This is a genomic window from Peribacillus phoenicis (assembly GCF_047238085.1).
Taxonomy (GTDB): domain Bacteria; phylum Bacillota; class Bacilli; order Bacillales; family DSM-1321; genus Peribacillus.
In genome coordinates, this window is record NZ_JBDFMF010000001.1 from 1,523,375 (window position 1) to 1,545,102 (window position 21,728).

The window sequence follows — 21,728 nt, forward strand, 5'->3', positions numbered from 1 at the left end:
ATACCTACAACAAAACCTTACCCTGGATAAGATCAACCTTTCCGGGGTTTTTAGTTAGGAAGCCCTTTATTGAAAAACCATAAAGCAGGTGCATTAACAATGGAAGAAACGAATTATGACGAAATGCTGAACATCAAAACAGAAGGTGAACAAAAAAAATTCAATGATTCCTTGCATTATCACCGATACGAACCTACGCCTTACAGCGCATTAGAACATTTATTCAAAAAATATGCACTGAAAAGAAATGATCGCATTGTGGATTTTGGATGCGGTAAAGGCCGCTTGAATTTTTTCATCCATCATTTATATCAATCATCTGTGGTTGGCGTGGAGATGAATGAAAATTTCTATAAAGAAGCGATCGAGAATCTGAATGACTACGTGAAGAAAAGGAAAAACATCGATGGCAATATAGAATTCCACTGTTGCTTGGCAGAAGAATATGATATTGATACGAAAGACAATCGTTTTTATTTCTTTAATCCGTTCTCGGTACAGATTTTCATGAAAATCACCAATAACATTTTGCTTTCCTTTGAAAAAGAACCGCGCCAAATCGAACTGATATTATATTATGCTTCACAGGATTATATTTTTTTCCTCGAAAATCAAACCGCCTTCGAGCTGAAAAACGAAGTGATGTTACCTGGCTTGACAGAATCTAATCCATTTGAGAAATTCGTCATATACCAATTGTTAATTTGAATGGATACTCGTTTTTTGGTGATAATCAAGCAAATATTAGAAGCACCCAAGCGATATTTATTGATGCTTGGGTGCAAAGAGTGAAGTCAATAAAGGTGCTTAATTTAAAGCATATTGTAAAATCCTTATTACTTTTTTTCTTTTTGCATGCTCCTATTCCATTTTCTATCTTTTAGTTTTATGCTCTTCTATTTCTAAGGATGAATCACTTTGTTTGTGGGGAGCGAGGTTCTAGTTTATAGTTTGTAAGCCATAGTAAACATAAAAAAATTAATTCAAATGCATTGGTAACAGCCGAACTTTCTATGGGAATAGGGATGGCACTTCCAACTATCATGACTATAACTCCTAAAAGCATCCAAATCCAACGTGTTCTTATAAATATGTAGATGCTAATCACCAATAATATAAAGGTTACAATAAGCACCATTAAAGGCGGGCCTGAAGATTCCTCACTAACATATCTTAAAACACCATACTCGTAGATTGGTACAAATATCTTATGCATATTTTCAATAAATTCATAGAGGATAAGCCCAGCTGTAAGGAAAAGGAAAAAGTAGGGTGCTATCATTTTTTTTGTAAAAGGAATATGTATCCTTTTCGCCATTCCCCATCCAAACAAGATCAATGTGGGAGTGATAAATCCATGACTCCAGAAACGTAATGCATTTAATGACTCTAACAAAGGGCCATCACCAATGAACTTTCCAGAGGCAATAATTAAGTTATCCACGATAAGCCCGAAAGTAACTAGAAGAAGAAAGCTTGAATACGAAAAGAGTTTACGGTCCTGTCGAAGTAACATCATTCCCATGATAAAAAGAATAATATAAATGATTGAATAACAAAAATATAAAATAGTATCCAACTAATTCACCCCCTATTTTGTTTTTTTCATACTATAAAAGAACAAAACATATCACAAGAAATTACTTTAAATAAAAGTGCCCTTTAAATATAATTTTAGTTTAATGTGAAATTCATATTCAGGTAAGATTGTAAATACCTATATCGGAGAATATAATGGGTTGGCTTTATATGTGGTTTTTATAAGTATTAAAGGTCTACATAAGAAACTTTATATTTAAACAAGGATGGGAGCATTGCATGAAAAATGCACATAAATAGTGATATTACTGATAAGCAGCCATTGAAATACGTGCACAGATTGTGTAATAACTCCCAATGTGGACTTGACGAACTACGTGTCCGAAAAACTTGTGGCAATGATCGATAGCTGGCATCCAAACAAAGAAAGAGAAGATTCGTACAGCGTGGTTACACCCAATAAGGTGAGACATAGCACAGCAAGTAAATATGTGATAATCCAAACGAGACCAGCCTAAATATCCGTCTACATGAGGAAGATGTCATTAAATATTCAAAAGAGAAGGAAGTTAGATGTAAAGTTCGTTTTATATAGCCCATAAGGACAGGGTGAATGAAAAGCAACACTAGTAGCTGTGTGTGTTCGTAACATCACCTAGAAATAAATATTAGGAACAGTGAGGTATAAAAATGAAAAAAGTTATTAAATATATTCTCGTTAGTATAATTGCATTAATGATTATCGCTTTTGGCGGCTTTTACATATGGTCAGAACAAACATACAAGCCATCAGATGAATTGTATGCGTTAGTTGGAAAGGGGAATATAACAAAGGAAAATGGGTTTGTCACATTCGAACCAACAAAAACTAAGAAAGTGGGCATTGTCCTGTATCCAGGTGCCAAGGTTGAGCCGGAAGCATACGGATATTATGCAAAAGAATTATCGAAAGATGGATATACAGTCGTTATCCCAGATGTGAGGTTCAATTTCGCTTTGTTTGATAAAAATAAAGCGGTGGAAGCTAAAGATGCATATCCAGCTGTGGAGAAATGGTACGTTGCTGGACACTCGTTAGGAGGAGTAGCCGCCTCCGCATATGCTTATGAAAATCCAAAAGAGGTGGAAGGGATTATCCTCCTCGGTTCATATCCCAGTAACTCAAATGACTTTTCAAAAATGAAAGTTCCTATGCTATCGTTATATGCAGAACATGATGGGCTATCTACATTAGAGAAGATTGAGGAGACAAAGCACTTACTATCTAAAGAGGCAAACATGCATAAGATAGCAGGGGGAAACCACGGTCAATTTGGAGTATACGGAAAGCAAAAGGGAGATAATGAAGCGACTATCTCAGCTAAGAAACAACAAGAAGAAATGATAGTTGTCACAAAAAAATGGCTTAATCAGAATGGGGAGTAAGTAAAATTCAGCTTGAGCCATGAGAAAAAGGACCCGTTATTCTAAGATGATGTAGAAATGCCCTCAATGAATTAATTGGGGGCATTTTCATACTGAAGTTTATTTGGACTTGGAAACAATGAGCCAAAGGGATCCGGTATGCAGAAAAAGGGTGGGGATGTAGACTTAACGACAAGCACCACACCTCAAAATTCCTTGAGGAAGGTGAAGTGAAATGCAGTAGCGGATTCCGATTTTCTCTTTTAATCTTGGTTTTGCCTCGATTTCATTCACGAACTTCAACTTATGCGATAGAAAAAGGCTTACTATTACTTAATTTACCGTGCCCTGTCCGCCGACTGTCTGCAAGGCCTCATCAATGCAAGCGGCTGTGGGGTGTCGGCTAGCCAGTTATTCGGCAGGAGTGTCGCAAATTTCTTCAATCCAATGAGGGCTTTATCCATAAAAAGGTAAAGCGTAAAGGATAAAAAAGTCTCTTTTAAAATCATGGTTCGGTGTGAGAGCATACTGAATTAGAATCAAAGTGCCGTAGTACACAAAAAAAATGGCTGCCTTAATCAATAAGGCAGCCGTCTTATTTTTATATAATAATATTCAATAGTTTCGCTCGATGACAAAGTGCGCACGATCGGCTCTAAAGAGAGTTTTTGAGAATTCAATGACCGATCCGTCATTCTCATATGTGTAAGTTTCCAATGAAAAACAAGGTGAGCCGTTCGGTACGTCCAATTTGTCAGAAATGGAATCGTCGGCAAGTGAAAACTCCAAGTGTTCGACCGTTTTTTTTACTTTTAAATTGAATTGTGTCTCAAGTACTTTAAAGAGTGATTTTTCGCAGGCTTCGATATTAAGCCCGGGTGTTTTATACCAAGGGAGAAAAGCAATTTCATATTGAAGGGGGATGTCGTTTACGTAACGTATCCGTTCCAGTTTATTTACGGGGTCTCCAATATTTTGTTTGAAAAGCTTGGCAAGGGTAGCATTTGCTTCAATCACCTTTAAGCTAATGACCTTTGTAGAAGGGTTTTTTCCTTGCATCGTGACTTGCTCAGAAAACTTTTCAACCGTGCTTGAAAGAAATTGCTTCACTTTATTTTCCGAAACGAAAGTCCCTTTGCCCTGAACACGGTAGATGTAGCCTTCGACGTTCAATTGCTGTAAGGCCGTGCGAACTGTTGTCCTGCTTACTCCGTATATTTTACAAAATTCGGCCTCAGTCGGTAATTTTGTATTTGTTTGATATTCGCCATTTTTTATGAGATCGATAATCGATTCCTTAACTATGGAATGCAATGCCGCTTCTTTATTCATGGTCTCCACAGTGATTCCTCCTATGTTCATTCCCAATATATACATATAGATTATCTCGGATAAGTTCAATAATCAACTTTAATTCACAAATTTGTAGTAACAAATTAAAAATTGTGTTGATATTTTTTCAATTTGTAACTACAATGTATGTATGGAGGCAATAATACCCATTTCATTCCAAGGGAAGTGATAAAAAAGTAACATCGATTATTATAAAAATGCGATTTAGTCTTACTTAAAAATACTGAATAATCAATTATTAAAAAGGGGGGTAATTTCAATGAATATCTTATTATGTTGTTCTGCAGGGATGTCTACTAGTTTATTAGTTACCAAGATGGAGGAAAGTGCTAAAAAACAAGGGGTAGAGTGTCATATATGGGCGGTTGGTTCTACAGAAGTGAACAATGAAATAGATAAGGCCGATGTGATTTTATTAGGTCCGCAGGTTAGATATCTTCTTTCCAAGCTACAGGAAGCGGGGAAAGAAAAGGGTATTCCAGTCGCAACCATCAATCCAATGTTCTATGGACTATGTAATGGTGAAGAAGTGCTAAAACAAGCCACTACTTTAATAAAAGGAGAATAAGGATATGATGACTTTTATTGATAAGTATATTATGCCTGGGGCGGTAAAGGTAGGAAATAACCGGCATTTGCTTGCAATTCGTGATGCATTGATTGGAATGATAGCGATTACAATGATCGGGTCATTCGCCGTCCTGTTTAATAATCTAGGGCAAGTCATCAAGCCTTATGGAAGAATGATGGAGGCCATCTTCGGTCCTGCATGGAATACACTTGGCGGTGATATTTGGTTTGGAACCTTTGCATTCATGACGGTATTCGCTGTATTCGGCATTTCTTATAAATTGGCACGATCATACGGTGACGATGGTTTTGAAGCGATGCTGGTATCTGCAGCCTGTTTCTTCTTACTATTGCCTCAAATCGGAAATGTCACTTTAACCATCGATGATAAGGATGTTACTGGAGGGGCCTGGGGTTTTGTAAGCGTGAACTATTTTAATGCTACAGCCCTCTTTACAGGAATTGTCGTTGCCTTGATAGCCACTGAAATATTTGTGAGACTTTCCCGAGTGAAGTTTTTAGTCATCAAGCTTCCTGATGGGGTACCTCCTGCGGTTGCCCGTTCATTTGCAAAGTTAGTGCCGGGTATGGCAACGATCTTTATCGCTGGTATATTCGGACTGCTATTCCGTAAAGCTACGGATGGGCAGGTATTGAATGACTGGTTGAGTAAAGTGATTGTATCTCCATTACAAAGTGCAGTAGATTCATTGCCATTCGCTATTTTACTAGTATTTCTTGTTCATTTATTATGGATGATCGGTTTGCATGGACCCAATATCCTTGGTGGGATAACGACACCGCTTTTTGAAAGTTCGGGAGTGAAAAATATCGATTTATATGCAAAAGGCGTCAAAGACATGGACCAATATGGGGTATTGGCTGGTTCTTTCCTAGATGCATTTGTTTATTTAGGCGGATCTGGTGCAACATTGGGCCTCATCATTGCAATGATCATTGCCGGCCGGAAACGGTATAAACAGATGATTGCACTCGGAGGGGCACCAGGAGTGTTCCAGATTAACGAACCCATTCTTTTCGGATTGCCTATCGTTCTGAATCCAATGTGGTTCATCCCATTTGTTCTCGGCCCGGTAATTACAACGGTGATCTCTTATATCGCGGTAAGCAGCGGAATGGTTTTCCCGATCGTCGCTAAGATTCCATGGGTTACCCCACCGATTGTGGGTGGATTTCTGGCCACGGGCGGACATGTATCTGGAGCGGTTTTGGCTGCAATCAATCTAGTAATTTCAACCGCTATTTATTTACCATTCGTTTATGCTCAAGTGAAGATAGACACCAAAAATGAAACAAAGCTTACAAAAGATTCAGAAACGCTAAGCGTTTAAGAAAGTAGTGATGAAAATGGAAAAAGAAGAATTATACCAACTATCCTTTCAATTGATTTTATATAGTGGGAATGCGAGAAGCTTTGCAATGGAAGCATTGCAGGAAGCAAAGAAAAAGAATTTTGATTCTGCCCGTTTGAAAATCGCCGAGGCGGAAACGGAATTACTGCAGGCCCATAAATACCAAACCCAATTAATCCATGCTGAAGCGGGCGGGGACCATTTTGATCTTCCCATCATCCTAGTGCATGCACAAGATCATTTAATGACGGCGATGACAGTAAAGGATCTTGCAATGGAAATGATCGATCTACGCGAAGAATTCTTACATGCAAATGTTGTGAAGGAGAGGACTGCCGAATGAGCAAGGGGCTGAAGGTTGTCACGATTGGCGGAGGATCGAGCTATACGCCAGAACTGATCGAAGGTTTCATCAAATATCATGAAGAACTTCCCGTGAGTGAAATTTGGCTTGTGGACATCGAAGCGGGAAAGGAAAAGCTTGAAATTGTCGGGAATTTGGCAAGAAGGATGATTGAAAAGGCTGGTGTGAATATTGATATCCACCTCACACTAGATAGAAAGAAAGCGCTTAAAGGCGCTGATTATGTAACAACCCAGCTGCGGGTTGGCCAGCTCGCTGCAAGGGCACTTGATGAAAAGATTCCATTGAAACATGGAGTGATCGGACAGGAGACGAATGGACCAGGCGGGCTTTTCAAGGCTTTTAGAACGATTCCCGTCATTCTGGATATTGCTCATGAAATGGAGGAATTATGTCCGGAAGCATGGCTGATTAACTTCACGAATCCTGCTGGAATGGTAACGGAAGCAGTTCTGCGTCACAGTAATATTTCCCAAATCATCGGACTTTGCAATGTGCCGATTGGTATGGAACGAGGTGTTGCGGATTTGATGGATGTAGAGCCATCAAGAGTCCGGATCGACTTTGCCGGCTTGAACCATATGGTTTACGGATTGGATGTATTCGTTGATGGCGAGAGTGTCAAAGATCAAATCATCAATTTAATTACGGATCCAGCTAAAGCTGTCACGATGAAGAATATCCATGCAATGGGCTGGGAGCCGGAATTCCTTAGGGCGTTAAACCTGTTTCCGTGTCCATACCACAACTACTATTACAAAACGGGAGATGTGCTGGCCCAAGAATTGAAGGATGCAGAAAAAGGGGAAACACGTGCAGAGGTCGTTCAAAGACTTGAAGCAGGTTTATTCGAGCTATACAAAGACCAGGATCTGGCTATCAAGCCGCCGCAGCTTGAAGAGCGCGGAGGTGCGTACTACAGCGATGCGGCTGTCCGGTTGATTTGCTCGATGCATACGGATAAGCGAGATATTCAAGCGGTAAATACGGTCAACCATGGTGCGATTGAAGGAATTCCTTACGGCTCGGCGATCGAAACCAGTTGCGTGATAACTAAGGATGGTCCTAAGCCGATCAATGTAGGAGAGCTTCCTGTCGCTGTCCGCGGATTAATCCAGCAAATCAAATCCTTTGAAAGGGTAGCCATCGAAGCTGCAATTTCGGGGGACTATGATACTGCGTTGCTTGCCATGACGATCAATCCACTCGTTCCAAGTGACCGGGTTGCAAAACTTATCTTAGACGAAATGCTGGAGGCACATAAAGATTATCTGCCGCAGTTTTTTGAAAAAAAGGAGTTGCAGGATAATTTATCATGATTGAAGTCCTTGTAAATGCAGATGATTTCGGGTTAACTAAAGCGGTGAATTATGGGATTTTGGATAGCCACAAATATGGAATTGTCAATTCAGCAACGATCATGATGAATGCCAAAGCAACGGAGCATGCGATTGAAATCGCCAAGAAGACACCATCGTTGAAGGTAGGTATACACTTAGTGCTGACATGGGGGAAACCTTTGTTGAGTGATGTTCCGAGTTTGGTTGATGAATCTGGTTTCTTTAAGAAGCAAGGGTTGGTATATGGGGATCCTGCCGGTATTTCCTTGAGCGAATTGGAGAGGGAGTGGTCAGCACAAATCGAAAGATTCTTGGAATTTGGTCTATTCCCGACTCATTTTGACAGCCATCATCATGTACATGGGATCACAGCATTTCTACCGGTTATTAAAAAGCTGTCAGATAAATATGGATTGCCAGTGCGAAATGCCGGAAAGCACCTTGCTGGGATTCAAACCGTTACAGATGTATTCCTGGATGATTTTTATGGAGAAATGGTGGTTGAAGATTACTTTCAAAACTTGAAGGGGAGGGTAATGGATGGGGCGAGCGTGGAGATAATGACTCATCCTGCTTATATGGATGAAGAATTGATGGAAGTCTCCTCATATAATCATAAACGCTTAAAAGAAACCCGGATCTTGACAAATGCAAAATTACCTGAGGGATTTTTCCTTAGATTCAGCATCAACCAGGTTAACATTTGATTTCGATAAATATAGCCCTTTAATTGCAAAAGAGGACCATTCATCCAAATGATGAATGGTCCTTTTAAATTCAATGAGTGCTATATCTTAAAAATTAATAAGCCAAGCTGAATAGGGCTTTGATGTGTGATAGATAACGAACATTACTTGCTTCTTTCATCAATGTAGCCGGAAGACCTTTAAGTGATGTGTTATTGGCCCCAACCGTTGCCACCGCATCCTTACGGCCAAGGCTCGCAAGTGTACCTGAGTTTACAGGTGAAAATGCTTCAAGTTTCTTGCCTTCAAAGGCTGCAAATAGGTTGTAACCAACAAGCTCACCCATTTGCCAAGCATTTTGAGCAGTAGGAGCGTATGGACGGCCGCCTTCTGGAGGGAAAGCAACGGCACTGTCCCCGACGACGAATACGTCTTTATGGGATTTGGATTGCAAGAACTCATTAACGGTTGCTTTGCCGCGGTCCACTTCAAGGCCTGATTCGCCTACGATAGGAAGGGCCGCAACTCCGCCTGTCCAAACAAGCGTATTGGCCGTTATCGTTTGTCCATCTTTCAATTCGATTTGATTGCCTTTAACACCCGTTACAGGCAGACCTGTCAAGAACTCAACGCCGCGTGCTTCCAAGCTTGTCATCGCACGTTCGATTAAGTGGTCAGGCAGGACCGGAAGGATTTTTGGACCAGCTTCCACAAGCTTGATTTTCAAGTCCTTGAAGTCCACTCCGAACTTTTTGGCGATTTTAGGGAAGTGATCCACGATTTCACCGATTAGCTCGACGCCCGTCAATCCGCCGCCGCCGATCACGATGGTTGCGTCCGCTTCATTATTTGTTTGTGCATATTCGCGAATGCGATCTTCGATATGTTTGTAGATCTTGTTTGCATCATTTACGGATTTCAAGACCATGCTGTTTTCCTCAAGTCCCGGAATGCCGAAGAATCCTGTTTGGCTTCCCAAAGCAACGACCAGGGCATCATAAGATAAAGTGGAACCATTGGCAAGTTTCACTTCTTTGTTATCGACTGAGAATGACTCCACTTTGGAAATGACAAGGTCGATATCTTTTCCTTTGAAAAGCTTTTCCAACGGAATGGAAACGGCTTGTTCAGAAATGGATCCGCCTGCAAGACGGTGCAATTCGGTGATGATTTGGTGCGTTGGAAATTGGTTCACCACGGTAACCTGCACTTCATCTCTTTTGTAATATTCACGTACTGATAATGCAGATAGCAATCCAGCGTAACCCGCACCTAAGATGACGATTTGTTTTGACATAGTTAATCCCCCGTCCTTACTGATTGAAAGTTTATCAAATTATTTTTGGTTTTTACGTTCTGAAGAGACTTCAAGAAAAGCTTGGGCAAAACGGAAAAGCTTTTGTGCTTGCGGGTCTTTCATCATTTTTAACAGACCAAAAAGACCGATCACATCAGTATTCTCTTCAGCACGATCCTTAGCTTCGATGGCATTAGCCGCAAGCCCTTTCACTGAATGGACTACAGGTGTAGCGATCTCCGAAATGGCGCTGACCGTATCATTTTTCAAAACATCATCAGTCGCAACCGATTGAGCGAAATCATAAGACTTTGTTAAAATATTCACTAACTCAGTCAGTTTTGGTAACTGCTCAACTAAAGTGTTCAATGATTCCTGAACCTCAGGCTTTAAAAGCTGATCTAGGATATCCAATTGTTCTTGGTTTGCAGAAATATTAAGTGTTTCATGTTCAGGTTTTGTGACTACATCTACCATATCTAATTCCCCTTTAAACTCAATTATTTTGATTTATGTGTTTTCCGCCGATACTACTAATCATACGACTCTAATCTCTTAATTTCAAATATTTCTTTTGTGATACGAATATAATTTTTATAGTTTTAAATAAGAGTTATTAGGTGGGTTTGGAGATTTATCTTAATATTCCGAGAAAACATTAAGATTATTCTGATGTTAATACCTTTTTTCTCATTTCCTATAAATAATAGAACACTACAATGTCCATAATCTTTGAATATGCCATGCTTGAATGAGACCCAAGAATATTTTATCTGATTTAGGGTAAATAATATTATCGGAATTGGAGATGATGCCCTTGGTAGAACGCAGGATGTTAAAGGTCCGTGGTGAGAATATCGAAATATCCTCTAGGTACAATGAAAAATATAGTAAATGGAATTGTACAGCTAAAATTCCCAATAGTTCCATTATTGCTTATTGTCGTGATAAGAATAAGCTACGTGCTGAGACAGTTTCTATGAGCAGGTTATTAATTACTTATGATGACTATCAAATTATCTGAGTTGTAAAAGGCGCCCAACATGCGCCTTTTTTTATAGAATAATATTTTTATCTGCGATATCGGGAATATATCTTCGAAAATGGAGATATATCATCGAAAACTCCTGATTTATCTACGAATTATTCGATTTATCGATTTTTCGACAAAAACTTCTTTTAAATAAGCTATTTTTTTATGAAAAGAAACGAAATTGTCAAAAAATATATCAGAAAATACTGAAAAGGATAGTAAAATTATGTTAATATATTTAAAAAAAGTATTATTTTCTAAATAATAATGAATAATTTATTTTTAAAGGATCTCCATAAATGGAGTGTAGGACCTGGCCATTTTATATGCAGCGAATAGCAAGTGAAATAGCCTAATAGAATAAGATTATCAATTAAATGGAAATGGAGTCGATACAATGGTTAATATTACTGGATATGGCAAAGCGACACAAGAAGCAGTGAATAATTTTCAGAAATTTGTGGGTTTTGAAATCCCTGCAGATTATCAACAATTTCTCCTTAAGCATAATGGCGGCACAACGGCGGTCCAAAACTGTAAGTTTTATGTAGATGGATTAGACACACTCGTTTGCTTAAATGTACTTTATGGATTAGAGCTTCAAGATAAAGAACTGGATTTACGGAAATGGCATGAAGAAAACAGAGATGACTTACATAAGAATTGCATTATAATAGGTAATGCTACATGTGCAGGTAAAATCTTGCTGATAAATAATGAAGAGGAAAAGGGAGTTTACTTCTGGGATCAGGGTTGGTATTCGGATCCATCAAGCCAGGATGAAAATATTTATAAAGTTGCATCGAGTTTTCAGTCCTTCATTGAGGGATTGAAAATCCCGGAGGAAATCTAATTTTATTGTAATCCCCTTGATTGGCTCATACCATTCAAGGTTTTTTATTGTCATGTTAATGAGGAGAAAAAGATGTATAAAATATTATTGGTTGAAGACGATTCCAAAATAGCTGGAATCTTGGTCAATTACTTAAAAAGGTATGGGTATGAGGTTTTTGAAGTGAAGCAACTGGACCAAGTCTTTGCGGAGTTCCAAGAGATAAAGCCAGATTTGGTTTTATTGGATATTAATCTGCACTATTTTGATGGTTTCCATTGGTGCCGGCTAATAAGGACGGTTTCAAAGGTTCACATCATATTCATCTCTGCTAGGACAGATGAAATGAACCAAGTCATGGCCATTGAATATGGGGGAGATGATTATTTAACGAAACCGTTTCATTTGGAAATGGTACTGGCGAAAATAAAGAGTGTCCTACGTAGGGGAAAGAAAGAGCTTCCACCAAAGGATTTTAGATACGTTAAGCGTTTTGGGAGGAGTCTATCATGAACATCCGACTTCTCGCTAAGAGAAATATCCAAGGAAATGCACAACGTTATCTAGCTTATTTTTTCAGTATTGTCCTTTCGGTCTCAATCTTTTTTATTTATGCATCATTTATCTTTCATCCAGATGTGGTCCATGCGAATATCCCTGGGGGACAGTTAATTGGTAAGGGACTCATTGCAGCTGAAATAGTGATCATCATATTTTCAGTTTTCTTTATCGCTTATTCGAATGCTGCATTTATACAGCCGCGAAAAAAGAGTTTGGGGTGCAGACACTGCTTGGAATGTCCAAATCCCAATTAAGAAAACTGATTTACTTGGAGCAAACGATGGTTTCCCTCATACCTATCATTTTGATACTTTTTATCGGCTTGTTTGTCAGTTTATTATTCTTTATCGTCCAAGGAAGCATGATGTATTTGCGAGTTTTTACGAATTTAGAAGATAAAAAAATTCAAATTCACGCCCTTCATCGATTGGGCCTGACAAAAAAAGAAATACGGCAAATTTTAAGTGCGGAAATACGGATTCTCTTTTTCGCTCCTTTTCTGATAGGAATGATTCATGCCATAGTCGCCTACGTGGCATTAAGCAATTTATTGGGATCCAATTTGTTTGTCTATTCGGCCATCGTCATAGCAACTTATTTTCTTTTTCAACTACTCTATTATCAAGTAACTAAAAAGATGTATGAGCGGGCAGTCATCAATTCGATTAAATAAAAGCTATCATATGTAAATGGAATCAGGGGGATCAGGCTCTGATTCCATTTTTTTATTCAGGAGATCTTCTCATGGAAATGGCGTTTTCATTAATGAGAAATTAGTTAATATGTACTATTGAAAGGGGATTGATCCACTATTTCGCACAACTTAATAAAAAAAATATGAATTATGGTGTGATTTTACAGGTGAATCCTCTAGAATCTTGTAATATTTTCATATAAAGGGTAAAATTATTCATTTGAAGCGAAAATATCGAACTCCGAATCATTAATTTTTTCCATTTTCACATATGTAATTATACTGATATAATTTTTTATATGGAAATAAAATGATTTATTAGAAATGATTAATAGTTAAAGTGGTTTAGATTAAAATATAAAAAGTTAGATGATTAAAAAATAGTGGGTGAACTGTTAATTACTTGATTAATTATAGTATTATATGCCTGGGATTATAGAGAATATTAGATTTTTCTCTATTTCTTTGACACTTTATATAGTAAACTCAGAATAGGTTCGTTAACTTTTAGCTGCTAGAGATGAGGTAAGTTTAATCCTATGAAAAATAAAAAGTTAAGGGCATTTCTTTATTTGACCATTCTTTTATTGATTGTTTTCATTCTTCTTAATATGTTTTCAACATATTTAAGCATTAAAAATTCTGTACAAAAATCCGTTGCAAATCAAAACTTGGTAGCTGCTAGATCTATCGCCGACTCGATGGATAAGGAGGCCTATCAGCGTTTTCTTAATAACCAAGTAAATAGCCGGGATTATAGGGATATAAAAGCTTACTTAGAGGATGCCCGTGAAAAAATAGGAGCATTATATGTTTATACCATCATGATTGATAATCCGCGAGTATCTAAAGCTATGATCACTGGATTTTCTAAAGATCATAAAGGGGATTTTCCTATTGGTGGTGTATGTACTGTTCCCCCGGAGCAGGTCAAACAGGCGTATGAAGGGAAAAGCTTTATTACCGGGATTCTAGAAGATCCGGAATATGGTGAGTATTTGACTGTGGGAGTGCCAATGAAAAATCAAGATGGCGACATTATTGGTTTTTTGGGCATTGATATGAGCGCAGAAGATATTAATGCAATTAACGGCGAGGTATTGAAAAGCAGCATTGCCATTCTTGTTTATAATGGTGGATTTGTTATCATGCTGCTGGTTACCTTTTTTGTCATTCAAAAATGGTATCAAAAGGAACTGACACGTGAAGTGGGGGATACGGAAGATACGTATCAATCGGAATTTCAATCGCTCATTGCTTCAGTCCGCTCATTAAGGCATGATTTTTCCAATCATATTCAGGTGATACATGGACTGCTTAAATTAGAGGAGAACGCAAAAGCACTCGAATACTTAACAGGTCTTTCAAAAGAAGTGCATTCGATTGAATCGAAGAAATTGGATGTGAGTCATCCGGGCTTATCCGTCCTGTTAGAGACGAAAAGGCTCTCGGCCCAGAATTATAACATCGATATTGAAATCGATGTATCACCCGAATCCTTCAATCGGGTCAAAACAACCGATTTGATAAAATTATTATCAAATGTTATCGACAATGCTATTGAGGCAACAATTGAATTGCCAGAGCAAGAACGCCGAATGAATATTGCCTGCAAAGCTGATGATGAAAAGTATACGTTTATGGTTACCAACACCGGACCAATGATTTCGGAATTAGATCTGGAGAATATATTCGCCAGTGGTTTTTCAACCAAAAAGGAACAAAAGGGCAAAGTTCGCGGACAAGGATTGTTCATCGTCAAAGACTTAGTGACCAGATATGATGGAGAGATTCATGTACAATCCTCTGAAAAAGAAACGGCCGTTACGATGATCATACCCGTAAATGGAAAAATGGGCTAAATTGAAAATTGATAAAAAGGCATGATTCCTCAAATACAGGAGGAATCATGCCTTTTTTATGATTCAATTATCGGGATTAGAATCCAATGCTATCAGGAGAAGGGGATTCATTTTTCCCCAGTCCGCAAATGGAGCTATGAGCTTCAAATTCATTTTCGGTATTTTACACTCTGACTATCTAAGAGTTATAAAGATGAAAAGTTGAATAAAAGTACCTTAATTGGACATAATGGGTAGATGTTTAGCTGCTTTCTTCGAGATTATGATAAGATAGGGAAAAAATCAATTAAGGCAGTGAGATTGTGAAACAACAAAAAGGAAAACTTCTCGTGATCATTGGACCGACTGCTGTTGGGAAGACAAAGATGAGCATTGAGATGGCAAAGTTATTTAATGGTGAAATTATTAGCGGAGACTCCATGCAGGTTTATAAAGGGATGGATATTGGGACTGCAAAAATCAAGAAGGAAGAAACAGAAGGAATTCCTCATTATTTACTTGATATTAAAGACCCGGATGAACCATTTAGTGCGGCGGAGTTCCAGGAGCGAGCTAATGCTTGTATTGAGGATATCCAAAGCAGAGGTAAACTCCCCATTATCGTCGGTGGAACAGGATTATACATACAATCGGTCATTTATGATTATCAATTTTCGGAGGCGCCATCCGACCCTGTTTATAGGGAGGGACTCGAAAAACAGGTAAGGGAGTCAGGAATCGATCCAGTTTTTGAACAATTACGCAGCGTTGACCCGGAAAGCGCGAATCGAATTCATCCTAATAATGTAAGAAGGGTGATCAGGGCACTTGAGATTTTTCATTGTACCGGTAAAACGATGAGTGAACAGCTGAATGAGCAGCCTACAGAATTGAAATATGATACGTGCATCATTGGGTTGACAATGGAACGTGAAAAGTTATATCAACGCATCGATCAACGTGTTGATGTCATGGTAGAAGAAGGGCTGATTTCTGAAGTGGAGTCATTTCATGAAAAAGGTTTGAGGGATTGCCAATCGATCCAGGCAATAGGCTATAAAGAAATCTATGATTATTTTGATGGAATGGCTTCATTGGATGAAGCGGTTGATACATTAAAGCAAAACTCCCGTCGTTATGCAAAAAGGCAATTGACCTGGTTTCGGAATAAAATGGATGTAAATTGGTTTGATATGACCGATCTCGATGGTTTTCCAAAAAAAATACATGAAATATCTGGATTTATAGCAGGAAAGCTTTTCAGTGAAGGCGAATACATAAATTTAGAGAGAAAAGAGGAGGACTAGTTCATGAAACAATCAGTAAATATTCAAGATCAGTTTCTTAATCAATTACGGAAAGATGGTACGTATGTGACGGTATTTTTATTAAACGGGTTCCAGATTAGAGGACAAGTGAAAGGGTTCGATAATTTTACCGTTTTATTTGAGTCGGAGGGCAAACAGCAATTAGTCTATAAACATGCGATCTCTACATTTGCTCCACAACGTAATGTTCAGATTGATTACGAAGTGAAGGAATAATCATATATATGTATGTAAAAAACAGGTTTAGCTTATAGCGACCTGTTTTTTTTTGCATGCAATTCGCTGTTCTTTTTCAAAGAATCGATAATTTTACGTACCTGTTTTGAATATATATCAAGGGACGGATTATTTTCCGGGAAACCGCAGGAAATGACATTCCCCCATATAAATTGGTGAAAGGGAACGGAGATTGTCGTAACACATCCTCCAAGGAAAGAATTCTGTCAGAATAAGTCGCTTTTCAGGAAGGGAATACGGCTCAAATAATCGAATTTTCCGATGGTTTAGTTGTAACCATCATAAATCGAATGAAAATTTGTGGAATTAGAGTAAGGGTCCAAGATGGAGAGGTGAATGCATTGGAACAACCGATCCGTATGAAAAATAACGGGCAAATCAATATTGTGTTTAATGCGGAAAACAGAAAAGCGCTACAAAAGGAACTGCCGATAAAAGAAATTTTGGTGCAGGAAATCCCCCACCAGCATGTGGCATTGAAAGAGATTGAAGATGAGCTGAAATCGCTGGTCGGGATGGAAGAAATGAAAAAGATGATAAAAGAGATATATGCCTGGATCTACATCAATAAACAACGTGAGGCAAAAGGGCTGAAGACTGGCAGGCAAGCACTGCATATGATGTTTAAAGGAAATCCCGGAACGGGGAAAACAACGGTTGCACGTTTAATCGGTAAGTTGTTTCAAAAAATGAATGTACTATCGAAAGGGCATTTAATTGAAGCGGAGAGGGCAGATTTGGTCGGGGAATACATTGGTCATACTGCCCAAAAAACAAGGGATTTAATTAAAAAGGCCATTGGCGGGATCTTATTTATTGATGAAGCCTATTCCTTGGGAAGAGGAGGGGAAAAGGATTTTGGCAAAGAAGCCATAGATACCCTTGTCAAGCATATGGAGGATCGGCAGCACGAATTCATTTTGATCCTTGCTGGATATTCGAGGGAAATGGATTATTTCCTCAGCCTTAATCCCGGACTTCATTCCAGATTCCCGCTTGTTATTGATTTTCCGGATTATACTATTGAACAGTTAATGGAAATAGCCGATCGGATGCTGCAGGAAAAGGAATATCTAATGAATCGGGATGCCGAGAGGAAATTAAAAGAACATTTAATCATATTGCGTTCATTTCGGGGACCTATTTCATTTTCTAACGGACGTTATATCCGTAATGTACTTGAAAAGTCAATTAGGGCTCAGGCAATGCGGCTTTTATTGGAGGATTCATTTGAAAAATCCGATTTACTGACGCTTACCAGCCAAGATTTGGTTTTCGAGGATGATGAAAAAGAATGACATGGAAAAGCCCACCAAGATGGCGGGCTTTTCAAATTTATGTTTTAGGCACCCATTTTTTATTAGGAAGATGCCAATTGTTGGTGTAGGAAAGGACTCGCAATATCGTGATGACGGCAAAGAGCGAATATAGCTGCCATGACTGGGATAATACACCACTGCCTAAAGCCAAGCCAGCAATGATGGCCCATACTACGTAGATTTCTTTTCTGAAGACCAATGGCTTTCTTCCGGCCAGTACGTCACGGAGTATTCCGCCGCCGCACCCGGTTAATGCAGCTGATACAATGATGGCGCTTATTGGATGATTAAGTTCCACGGCATACATCGCCCCTTGGATGGCAAAGGCTGAAAGGCCAATGGCATCACTGAAGTTTCCCCATCTATCCCAGTGCTTTGAAAGGTTAGTAGGAAAAACAAAAACGATGGTGATGGATACTAAAGCGATGACAAAATAGAAACTTTGATCCCATAACGCTGAAACGGGGACACCGATCAGCAGATTGCGGATTGCCCCTCCGCCAAAGGCTGTAATTATTCCTAAAATATAAACTCCCAAAATATCATACTCTTCTTCCATGGCGATGATGGTCCCGCTAATAGCGAATGCAATCGTACCTATGAAGCTTAATACTTCCCATGTCATATGAATGTCCCTCTATGTCTTTTTGATTTTGATGGTAAAGCCAAATTTGATTTTAGCATGTTATCGGAATTTTTAAAACGGTTAAAAGCTACGTTTTCAGGAAATTTTTATATATTCAATTTTTTTGTTATGATTAACTGAAATCTATCCGAAGGTGGTGCATGTGATTTGGAAGAAGCAATAAAGGAAACGGCCGTTTTGATTGGGTGTCAAACAACTGAGACTAATGAACGTTTTGAATATTCACTTGATGAACTGGCTTCATTGGCGAAGACGGCGAATGGTGAGGTTTTAATGACCATCACCCAGAAAAGGGAAAGCGTCGATCCAGCTACATATATAGGAAAAGGAAAAGTGGAGGAACTTCGGAATCTGGAAGAGGAGCTTGAGCCGGATTTATTTATCTTTAATGATGAACTTTCCCCGAGCCAGATTCGGAACCTTTCGAAGCAATTGGAGGCAAGGATCATAGACCGGACACAGCTAATATTGGATATATTCGCTCAGCGGGCGCGATCCAGGGAAGGGAAGCTGCAGGTCGAACTTGCTCAGCTCCAATATTTATTACCGCGTTTGGTCGGACAGGGGATGGCAATGTCCAGGCTGGGCGGCGGAATCGGCACCAGGGGACCAGGTGAGACGAAGCTGGAAAGCGACCGCCGCCACATTCGCGGGAAAATAGATGAAATCAAGCAACAATTAAGTGGCATAGTGAAGCATCGTGAACGTTATCGTGACAGAAGGAAACGTAATAAGACATTTCAAATAGCCCTTGTGGGATACACGAATGCAGGTAAATCAACACTGTTCAACCGTTTGACGGAGGCGGATTCTTACGAAGAGAACCAGTTATTCGCTACACTTGATCCCATGACACGAAAGGCGATTCTTCCTAGCGGATTTACCGTGCTGCTGACGGATACGGTTGGCTTCATTCAAGATTTGCCGACATCTTTAATTGCCGCATTCCGCTCGACCCTTGAAGAAGTGAAAGAAGCGGATCTATTGCTCCATGTGGTGGATTCGTCAAGTACAGATTACTTTAATCATCAGAAAACAGTGCAGGATTTGCTAAATGACTTAGATGTCCCTTCCATTCCACAGCTAACGTTGTATAATAAGAAAGATAAGGTTCACTCTGATTTTGTCAGGTCAGGCAGTCGTGCTTCATTAATGATCAGTGCCTATGAACAATCGGATCTGAATGAAATCATGGAAGAAATTGAAAAGTACGTGATTGAAGAAATGGTCCCGTATCATGTTTTCCTGCCATCGAGTGAGGGTAAACTATTATCACAGCTGAAAAATGAAACCATATTGCGCACTCTCTCCTTTAATGAAGAATCGGAAAGATATGAATGCAAAGGTTTTTGTCTAGCTGATCATCCAATAACCGGGCAGCTAGAGAAATATTCATTATAAAGGGGAATTTTGATGTATCAGCAGTTAACAAATGGAGAAGTGTTGAAAAACATTGCGCAGGAAGTGGAAGCAATGATTTCTCCATTACATAAGCAAGTGGACGAACGAATCGAAGAAAATCAATTTCGTGTATTACAAAGTTATCAAGCACATAAAGTGAGTGATTCCCATTTCATCCCGACTACAGGGTATGGATACGATGATATGGGCCGCGATACGCTGGAATTGATATACGCAGAGGTTTTTGGAGCGGAAGCTGGATTGGTGCGCCCCCAAATTATATCAGGCACACACGCCATCTCCACCGCTCTTTTTGGCATATTGCGCCCAGGGGATGAATTGTTATACATAACTGGAAAGCCTTATGATACTTTGGAAGAAATTGTCGGTATCCGGGGGTCGGGTATCGGATCTTTGCGTGATTTTCAGATCAGCTATAAGGCCGTTCCGTTAGCGGAAGCTGGAACCGTTGATTTTGAAGCCGTCAAACAAGCCATACAACCAAATACGAAAATGATCGGTATACAACGGTCAAAAGGGTATGCTACACGTCCTTCCTTTACGATCGATGAAATAAAGGAAATGATTTCCTTTGTTAAAGGCATTAACCCGGAAATCGTCGTGTTCGTGGACAATTGTTATGGAGAGTTTGTTGAGACACAAGAACCATGTCATGTCGGAGCGGATTTAATGGCTGGTTCACTCATTAAAAATCCTGGTGGCGGGATAGTGAAAACCGGTGGATACATTGTTGGTAAAAAGGACCTGGTTGAAGCTTGCTCATTTCGGTTAACATCACCAGGAATAGGGGCTGAAGCAGGTGCGTCGCTTTATAGTCTGCAGGAAATGTACCAGGGATTCTTCCTTGCACCGCATGTCGTGGGCCAAGCTGTTAAAGGAGCCATGTTCACAGCTGCCTTTTTAGAAAAACTTGGTATGAATACATCTCCTAAATGGGATGCGAAGCGAACTGACTTGATTCAATCCGTCCAATTTGATGACCGGGATAAGATGGTTGCCTTCTGTCAGGCCATCCAATATGCATCACCAATAAATTCACATGTGACACCATATCCTGCCTATATGCCGGGGTATGAGGATGATGTAATCATGGCTGCGGGCACCTTTATTCAGGGGGCCAGCATTGAACTGACGGCAGATGGGCCGACAAGGGCTCCATATGTTGCCTACGTTCAAGGCGGATTGACATACGCCCATGTTAAAATAGCTGTATTGACTGCTGTTAATGCGCTAATGGACAAAAAGCTGATTCAATTGTAAATGAAAATAATTAGGTAAGTCATGGGAATCCATTTACAATTGGATTCCAGCATAAAAAGTAGTCAAAATATTTGAGTAGTAACAAATCATTTAATTTTTCTGAAAAAAACACGTCATAAAATGTAACATCATATTGACAAGTTTAATAACATGAGATAAGATTACTTTAAGATAAACAAAAGGAGGATGCTAAGAATGAGCGGCAACAACATTCGGCGTTCGATGCCTCTTTTTTCCATCGGAATCGTCATGCAGTTAACTGAGTTGTCTGCACGCCAAATTCGGTATTACGAAGAGCATCAACTTATTACTCCTATGAGAACAGATGGAAATCGTCGGGTTTTTTCATTAAACGATATCGATCGACTGCTTGAGATTAAAGATTTAATCGAACAAGGAGTCAATCTGGCCGGCATTAAAAAGATTTTCACTGTAAAGGAACAGAATTTACCTAAAACTCAAGAATTAGAACAAGCGGAAAAAATAAGGCATGACCTTAGTGACGAGGAGCTTCGCAAGCTTCTGCGTGCCGAGCTTTTACAAGGAAGCAAGCATCGAACATCTCTTAGACAAGGGGATATGTCCCGTTTTTTCCAATAAAAAATATGATTTATGAATTATTAGGGGGA

The 21,728-nt window shown here is 39.3% G+C and carries 22 protein-coding genes and 1 pseudogene; 18 read left to right on the forward strand and 5 right to left on the reverse strand.

Annotated features, from left to right (window positions below; all coding sequences use genetic code 11):
- Nucleotides 1-99 precede the first annotated feature (99 nt).
- On the forward strand, nt 100-708 hold the full coding sequence (locus tag ABC374_RS07380; RefSeq protein ID WP_413020288.1) for an SAM-dependent methyltransferase: 609 nt from the start codon (nt 100-102) through the stop codon (nt 706-708).
- A gap of 205 nt (nt 709-913) precedes the next feature.
- On the opposite strand, the gene ABC374_RS07385 is transcribed toward ABC374_RS07380, so the two are convergent.
- The gene (locus tag ABC374_RS07385; RefSeq protein ID WP_413016711.1) at nt 914-1,579 is read right to left on the reverse strand and encodes a hypothetical protein; all 666 of its coding nucleotides are present in this window, start codon (nt 1,577-1,579) and stop codon (nt 914-916) included.
- Between the two features lie 650 nt (nt 1,580-2,229).
- Here ABC374_RS07385 and ABC374_RS07390 point away from each other — a divergent pair.
- Nucleotides 2,230-2,964 carry an alpha/beta fold hydrolase gene (locus ABC374_RS07390; protein WP_413016713.1) on the forward strand — a complete coding sequence of 245 codons (735 nt, stop codon included), beginning with the start codon at nt 2,230-2,232 and terminating at the stop codon, nt 2,962-2,964.
- Nucleotides 2,965-3,558: 594 nt separating this feature from the next.
- On the opposite strand, the gene ABC374_RS07395 is transcribed toward ABC374_RS07390, so the two are convergent.
- Complete coding sequence (locus ABC374_RS07395) at nt 3,559-4,275, reverse strand: GntR family transcriptional regulator (protein ID WP_350302834.1); 717 nt, start codon at nt 4,273-4,275, stop codon at nt 3,559-3,561.
- Between the two features lie 280 nt (nt 4,276-4,555).
- Here ABC374_RS07395 and ABC374_RS07400 point away from each other — a divergent pair, with 280 nt between their 5' ends.
- Genes ABC374_RS07400 through chbG form a run of 5 tightly spaced genes read left to right on the forward strand, consistent with a single transcriptional unit; the run spans nt 4,556 to nt 8,650 of the window.
- Entirely contained in the window at nt 4,556-4,864 is a 309-nt protein-coding gene (locus ABC374_RS07400) for a PTS sugar transporter subunit IIB (protein ID WP_048684685.1), read from the forward strand.
- 4 nt (nt 4,865-4,868) lie between these two features.
- Nucleotides 4,869-6,218, forward strand: coding sequence for a PTS sugar transporter subunit IIC (locus tag ABC374_RS07405; protein ID WP_413016715.1), 1,350 nt, complete (start codon nt 4,869-4,871; stop codon nt 6,216-6,218).
- Between the two features lie 16 nt (nt 6,219-6,234).
- Nucleotides 6,235-6,582, forward strand: a complete 348-nt coding sequence (locus tag ABC374_RS07410; RefSeq protein WP_289317078.1) for a PTS sugar transporter subunit IIA — start codon at nt 6,235-6,237, stop codon at nt 6,580-6,582.
- Entirely contained in the window at nt 6,579-7,922 is a 1,344-nt protein-coding gene (locus ABC374_RS07415; protein WP_413016717.1) for a 6-phospho-beta-glucosidase, read from the forward strand. The genes ABC374_RS07410 and ABC374_RS07415 overlap by 4 nt, the downstream gene beginning before the upstream one ends.
- Nucleotides 7,919-8,650 (forward strand): chitin disaccharide deacetylase, encoded by a 732-nt coding sequence (gene chbG / locus ABC374_RS07420; RefSeq protein WP_413016719.1) that lies wholly within the window; start codon nt 7,919-7,921, stop codon nt 8,648-8,650. The genes ABC374_RS07415 and chbG overlap by 4 nt, the downstream gene beginning before the upstream one ends.
- Nucleotides 8,651-8,744: 94 nt before the next feature.
- On the opposite strand, the gene ABC374_RS07425 is transcribed toward chbG, so the two are convergent.
- Both ABC374_RS07425 and ABC374_RS07430 read right to left on the reverse strand, forming a co-directional pair.
- Entirely contained in the window at nt 8,745-9,926 is a 1,182-nt protein-coding gene (locus ABC374_RS07425) for an NAD(P)/FAD-dependent oxidoreductase (RefSeq protein WP_413016721.1), read from the reverse strand.
- Between the two features lie 39 nt (nt 9,927-9,965).
- Nucleotides 9,966-10,403 (reverse strand): helical membrane plugin domain-containing protein, encoded by a 438-nt coding sequence (locus ABC374_RS07430; protein WP_413016723.1) that lies wholly within the window; start codon nt 10,401-10,403, stop codon nt 9,966-9,968.
- 953 nt (nt 10,404-11,356) lie between these two features.
- Here ABC374_RS07430 and ABC374_RS07435 point away from each other — a divergent pair.
- The 8 genes and pseudogenes from ABC374_RS07435 to spoVK all read left to right on the forward strand — a co-directional run bounded on the left by ABC374_RS07435 (nt 11,357) and on the right by spoVK (nt 17,750).
- On the forward strand, nt 11,357-11,812 hold the full coding sequence (locus tag ABC374_RS07435) for an SMI1/KNR4 family protein (RefSeq protein WP_350302070.1): 456 nt from the start codon (nt 11,357-11,359) through the stop codon (nt 11,810-11,812).
- A 72-nt stretch (nt 11,813-11,884) separates the two neighbouring features.
- Nucleotides 11,885-12,259, forward strand: a pseudogene (locus ABC374_RS07440) (response regulator); the annotation flags it as partial.
- A 41-nt stretch (nt 12,260-12,300) separates the two neighbouring features.
- Complete coding sequence (locus ABC374_RS07445) at nt 12,301-12,606, forward strand: hypothetical protein (protein WP_413016725.1); 306 nt, start codon at nt 12,301-12,303, stop codon at nt 12,604-12,606.
- Nucleotides 12,570-13,025, forward strand: coding sequence for a hypothetical protein (locus ABC374_RS07450; protein WP_413016727.1), 456 nt, complete (start codon nt 12,570-12,572; stop codon nt 13,023-13,025). The genes ABC374_RS07445 and ABC374_RS07450 overlap by 37 nt, the downstream gene beginning before the upstream one ends.
- A gap of 560 nt (nt 13,026-13,585) precedes the next feature.
- Nucleotides 13,586-14,908, forward strand: coding sequence for a sensor histidine kinase (locus tag ABC374_RS07455; protein WP_413016729.1), 1,323 nt, complete (start codon nt 13,586-13,588; stop codon nt 14,906-14,908).
- Between the two features lie 365 nt (nt 14,909-15,273).
- On the forward strand, nt 15,274-16,194 hold the full coding sequence (gene miaA / locus ABC374_RS07460) for a tRNA (adenosine(37)-N6)-dimethylallyltransferase MiaA (protein ID WP_413020289.1): 921 nt from the start codon (nt 15,274-15,276) through the stop codon (nt 16,192-16,194).
- A gap of 3 nt (nt 16,195-16,197) precedes the next feature.
- Nucleotides 16,198-16,431, forward strand: a complete 234-nt coding sequence (hfq, locus tag ABC374_RS07465) for an RNA chaperone Hfq (protein WP_034313436.1) — start codon at nt 16,198-16,200, stop codon at nt 16,429-16,431.
- Nucleotides 16,432-16,793: 362 nt separating this feature from the next.
- Complete coding sequence (spoVK, locus tag ABC374_RS07470; RefSeq protein WP_241592858.1) at nt 16,794-17,750, forward strand: stage V sporulation protein K; 957 nt, start codon at nt 16,794-16,796, stop codon at nt 17,748-17,750.
- 37 nt (nt 17,751-17,787) lie between these two features.
- Here spoVK and ABC374_RS07475 read toward each other — a convergent pair whose 3' ends face one another.
- A complete protein-coding gene (locus ABC374_RS07475) occupies nt 17,788-18,396 on the reverse strand; it encodes a trimeric intracellular cation channel family protein (protein WP_350302074.1) in 609 nt (202 codons plus the stop codon).
- A gap of 168 nt (nt 18,397-18,564) precedes the next feature.
- Here ABC374_RS07475 and hflX point away from each other — a divergent pair, with 168 nt between their 5' ends.
- The 3 genes from hflX to ABC374_RS07490 all read left to right on the forward strand — a co-directional run bounded on the left by hflX (nt 18,565) and on the right by ABC374_RS07490 (nt 21,699).
- A complete protein-coding gene (hflX, locus tag ABC374_RS07480; RefSeq protein WP_413016732.1) occupies nt 18,565-19,818 on the forward strand; it encodes a GTPase HflX in 1,254 nt (417 codons plus the stop codon).
- 12 nt (nt 19,819-19,830) lie between these two features.
- The gene (locus ABC374_RS07485) at nt 19,831-21,099 is read left to right on the forward strand and encodes a methionine gamma-lyase family protein (RefSeq protein WP_413016734.1); all 1,269 of its coding nucleotides are present in this window, start codon (nt 19,831-19,833) and stop codon (nt 21,097-21,099) included.
- A gap of 195 nt (nt 21,100-21,294) precedes the next feature.
- A complete protein-coding gene (locus tag ABC374_RS07490) occupies nt 21,295-21,699 on the forward strand; it encodes a MerR family transcriptional regulator (RefSeq protein ID WP_048680941.1) in 405 nt (134 codons plus the stop codon).
- The last annotated feature ends 29 nt before the right edge of the window (nt 21,700-21,728 follow it).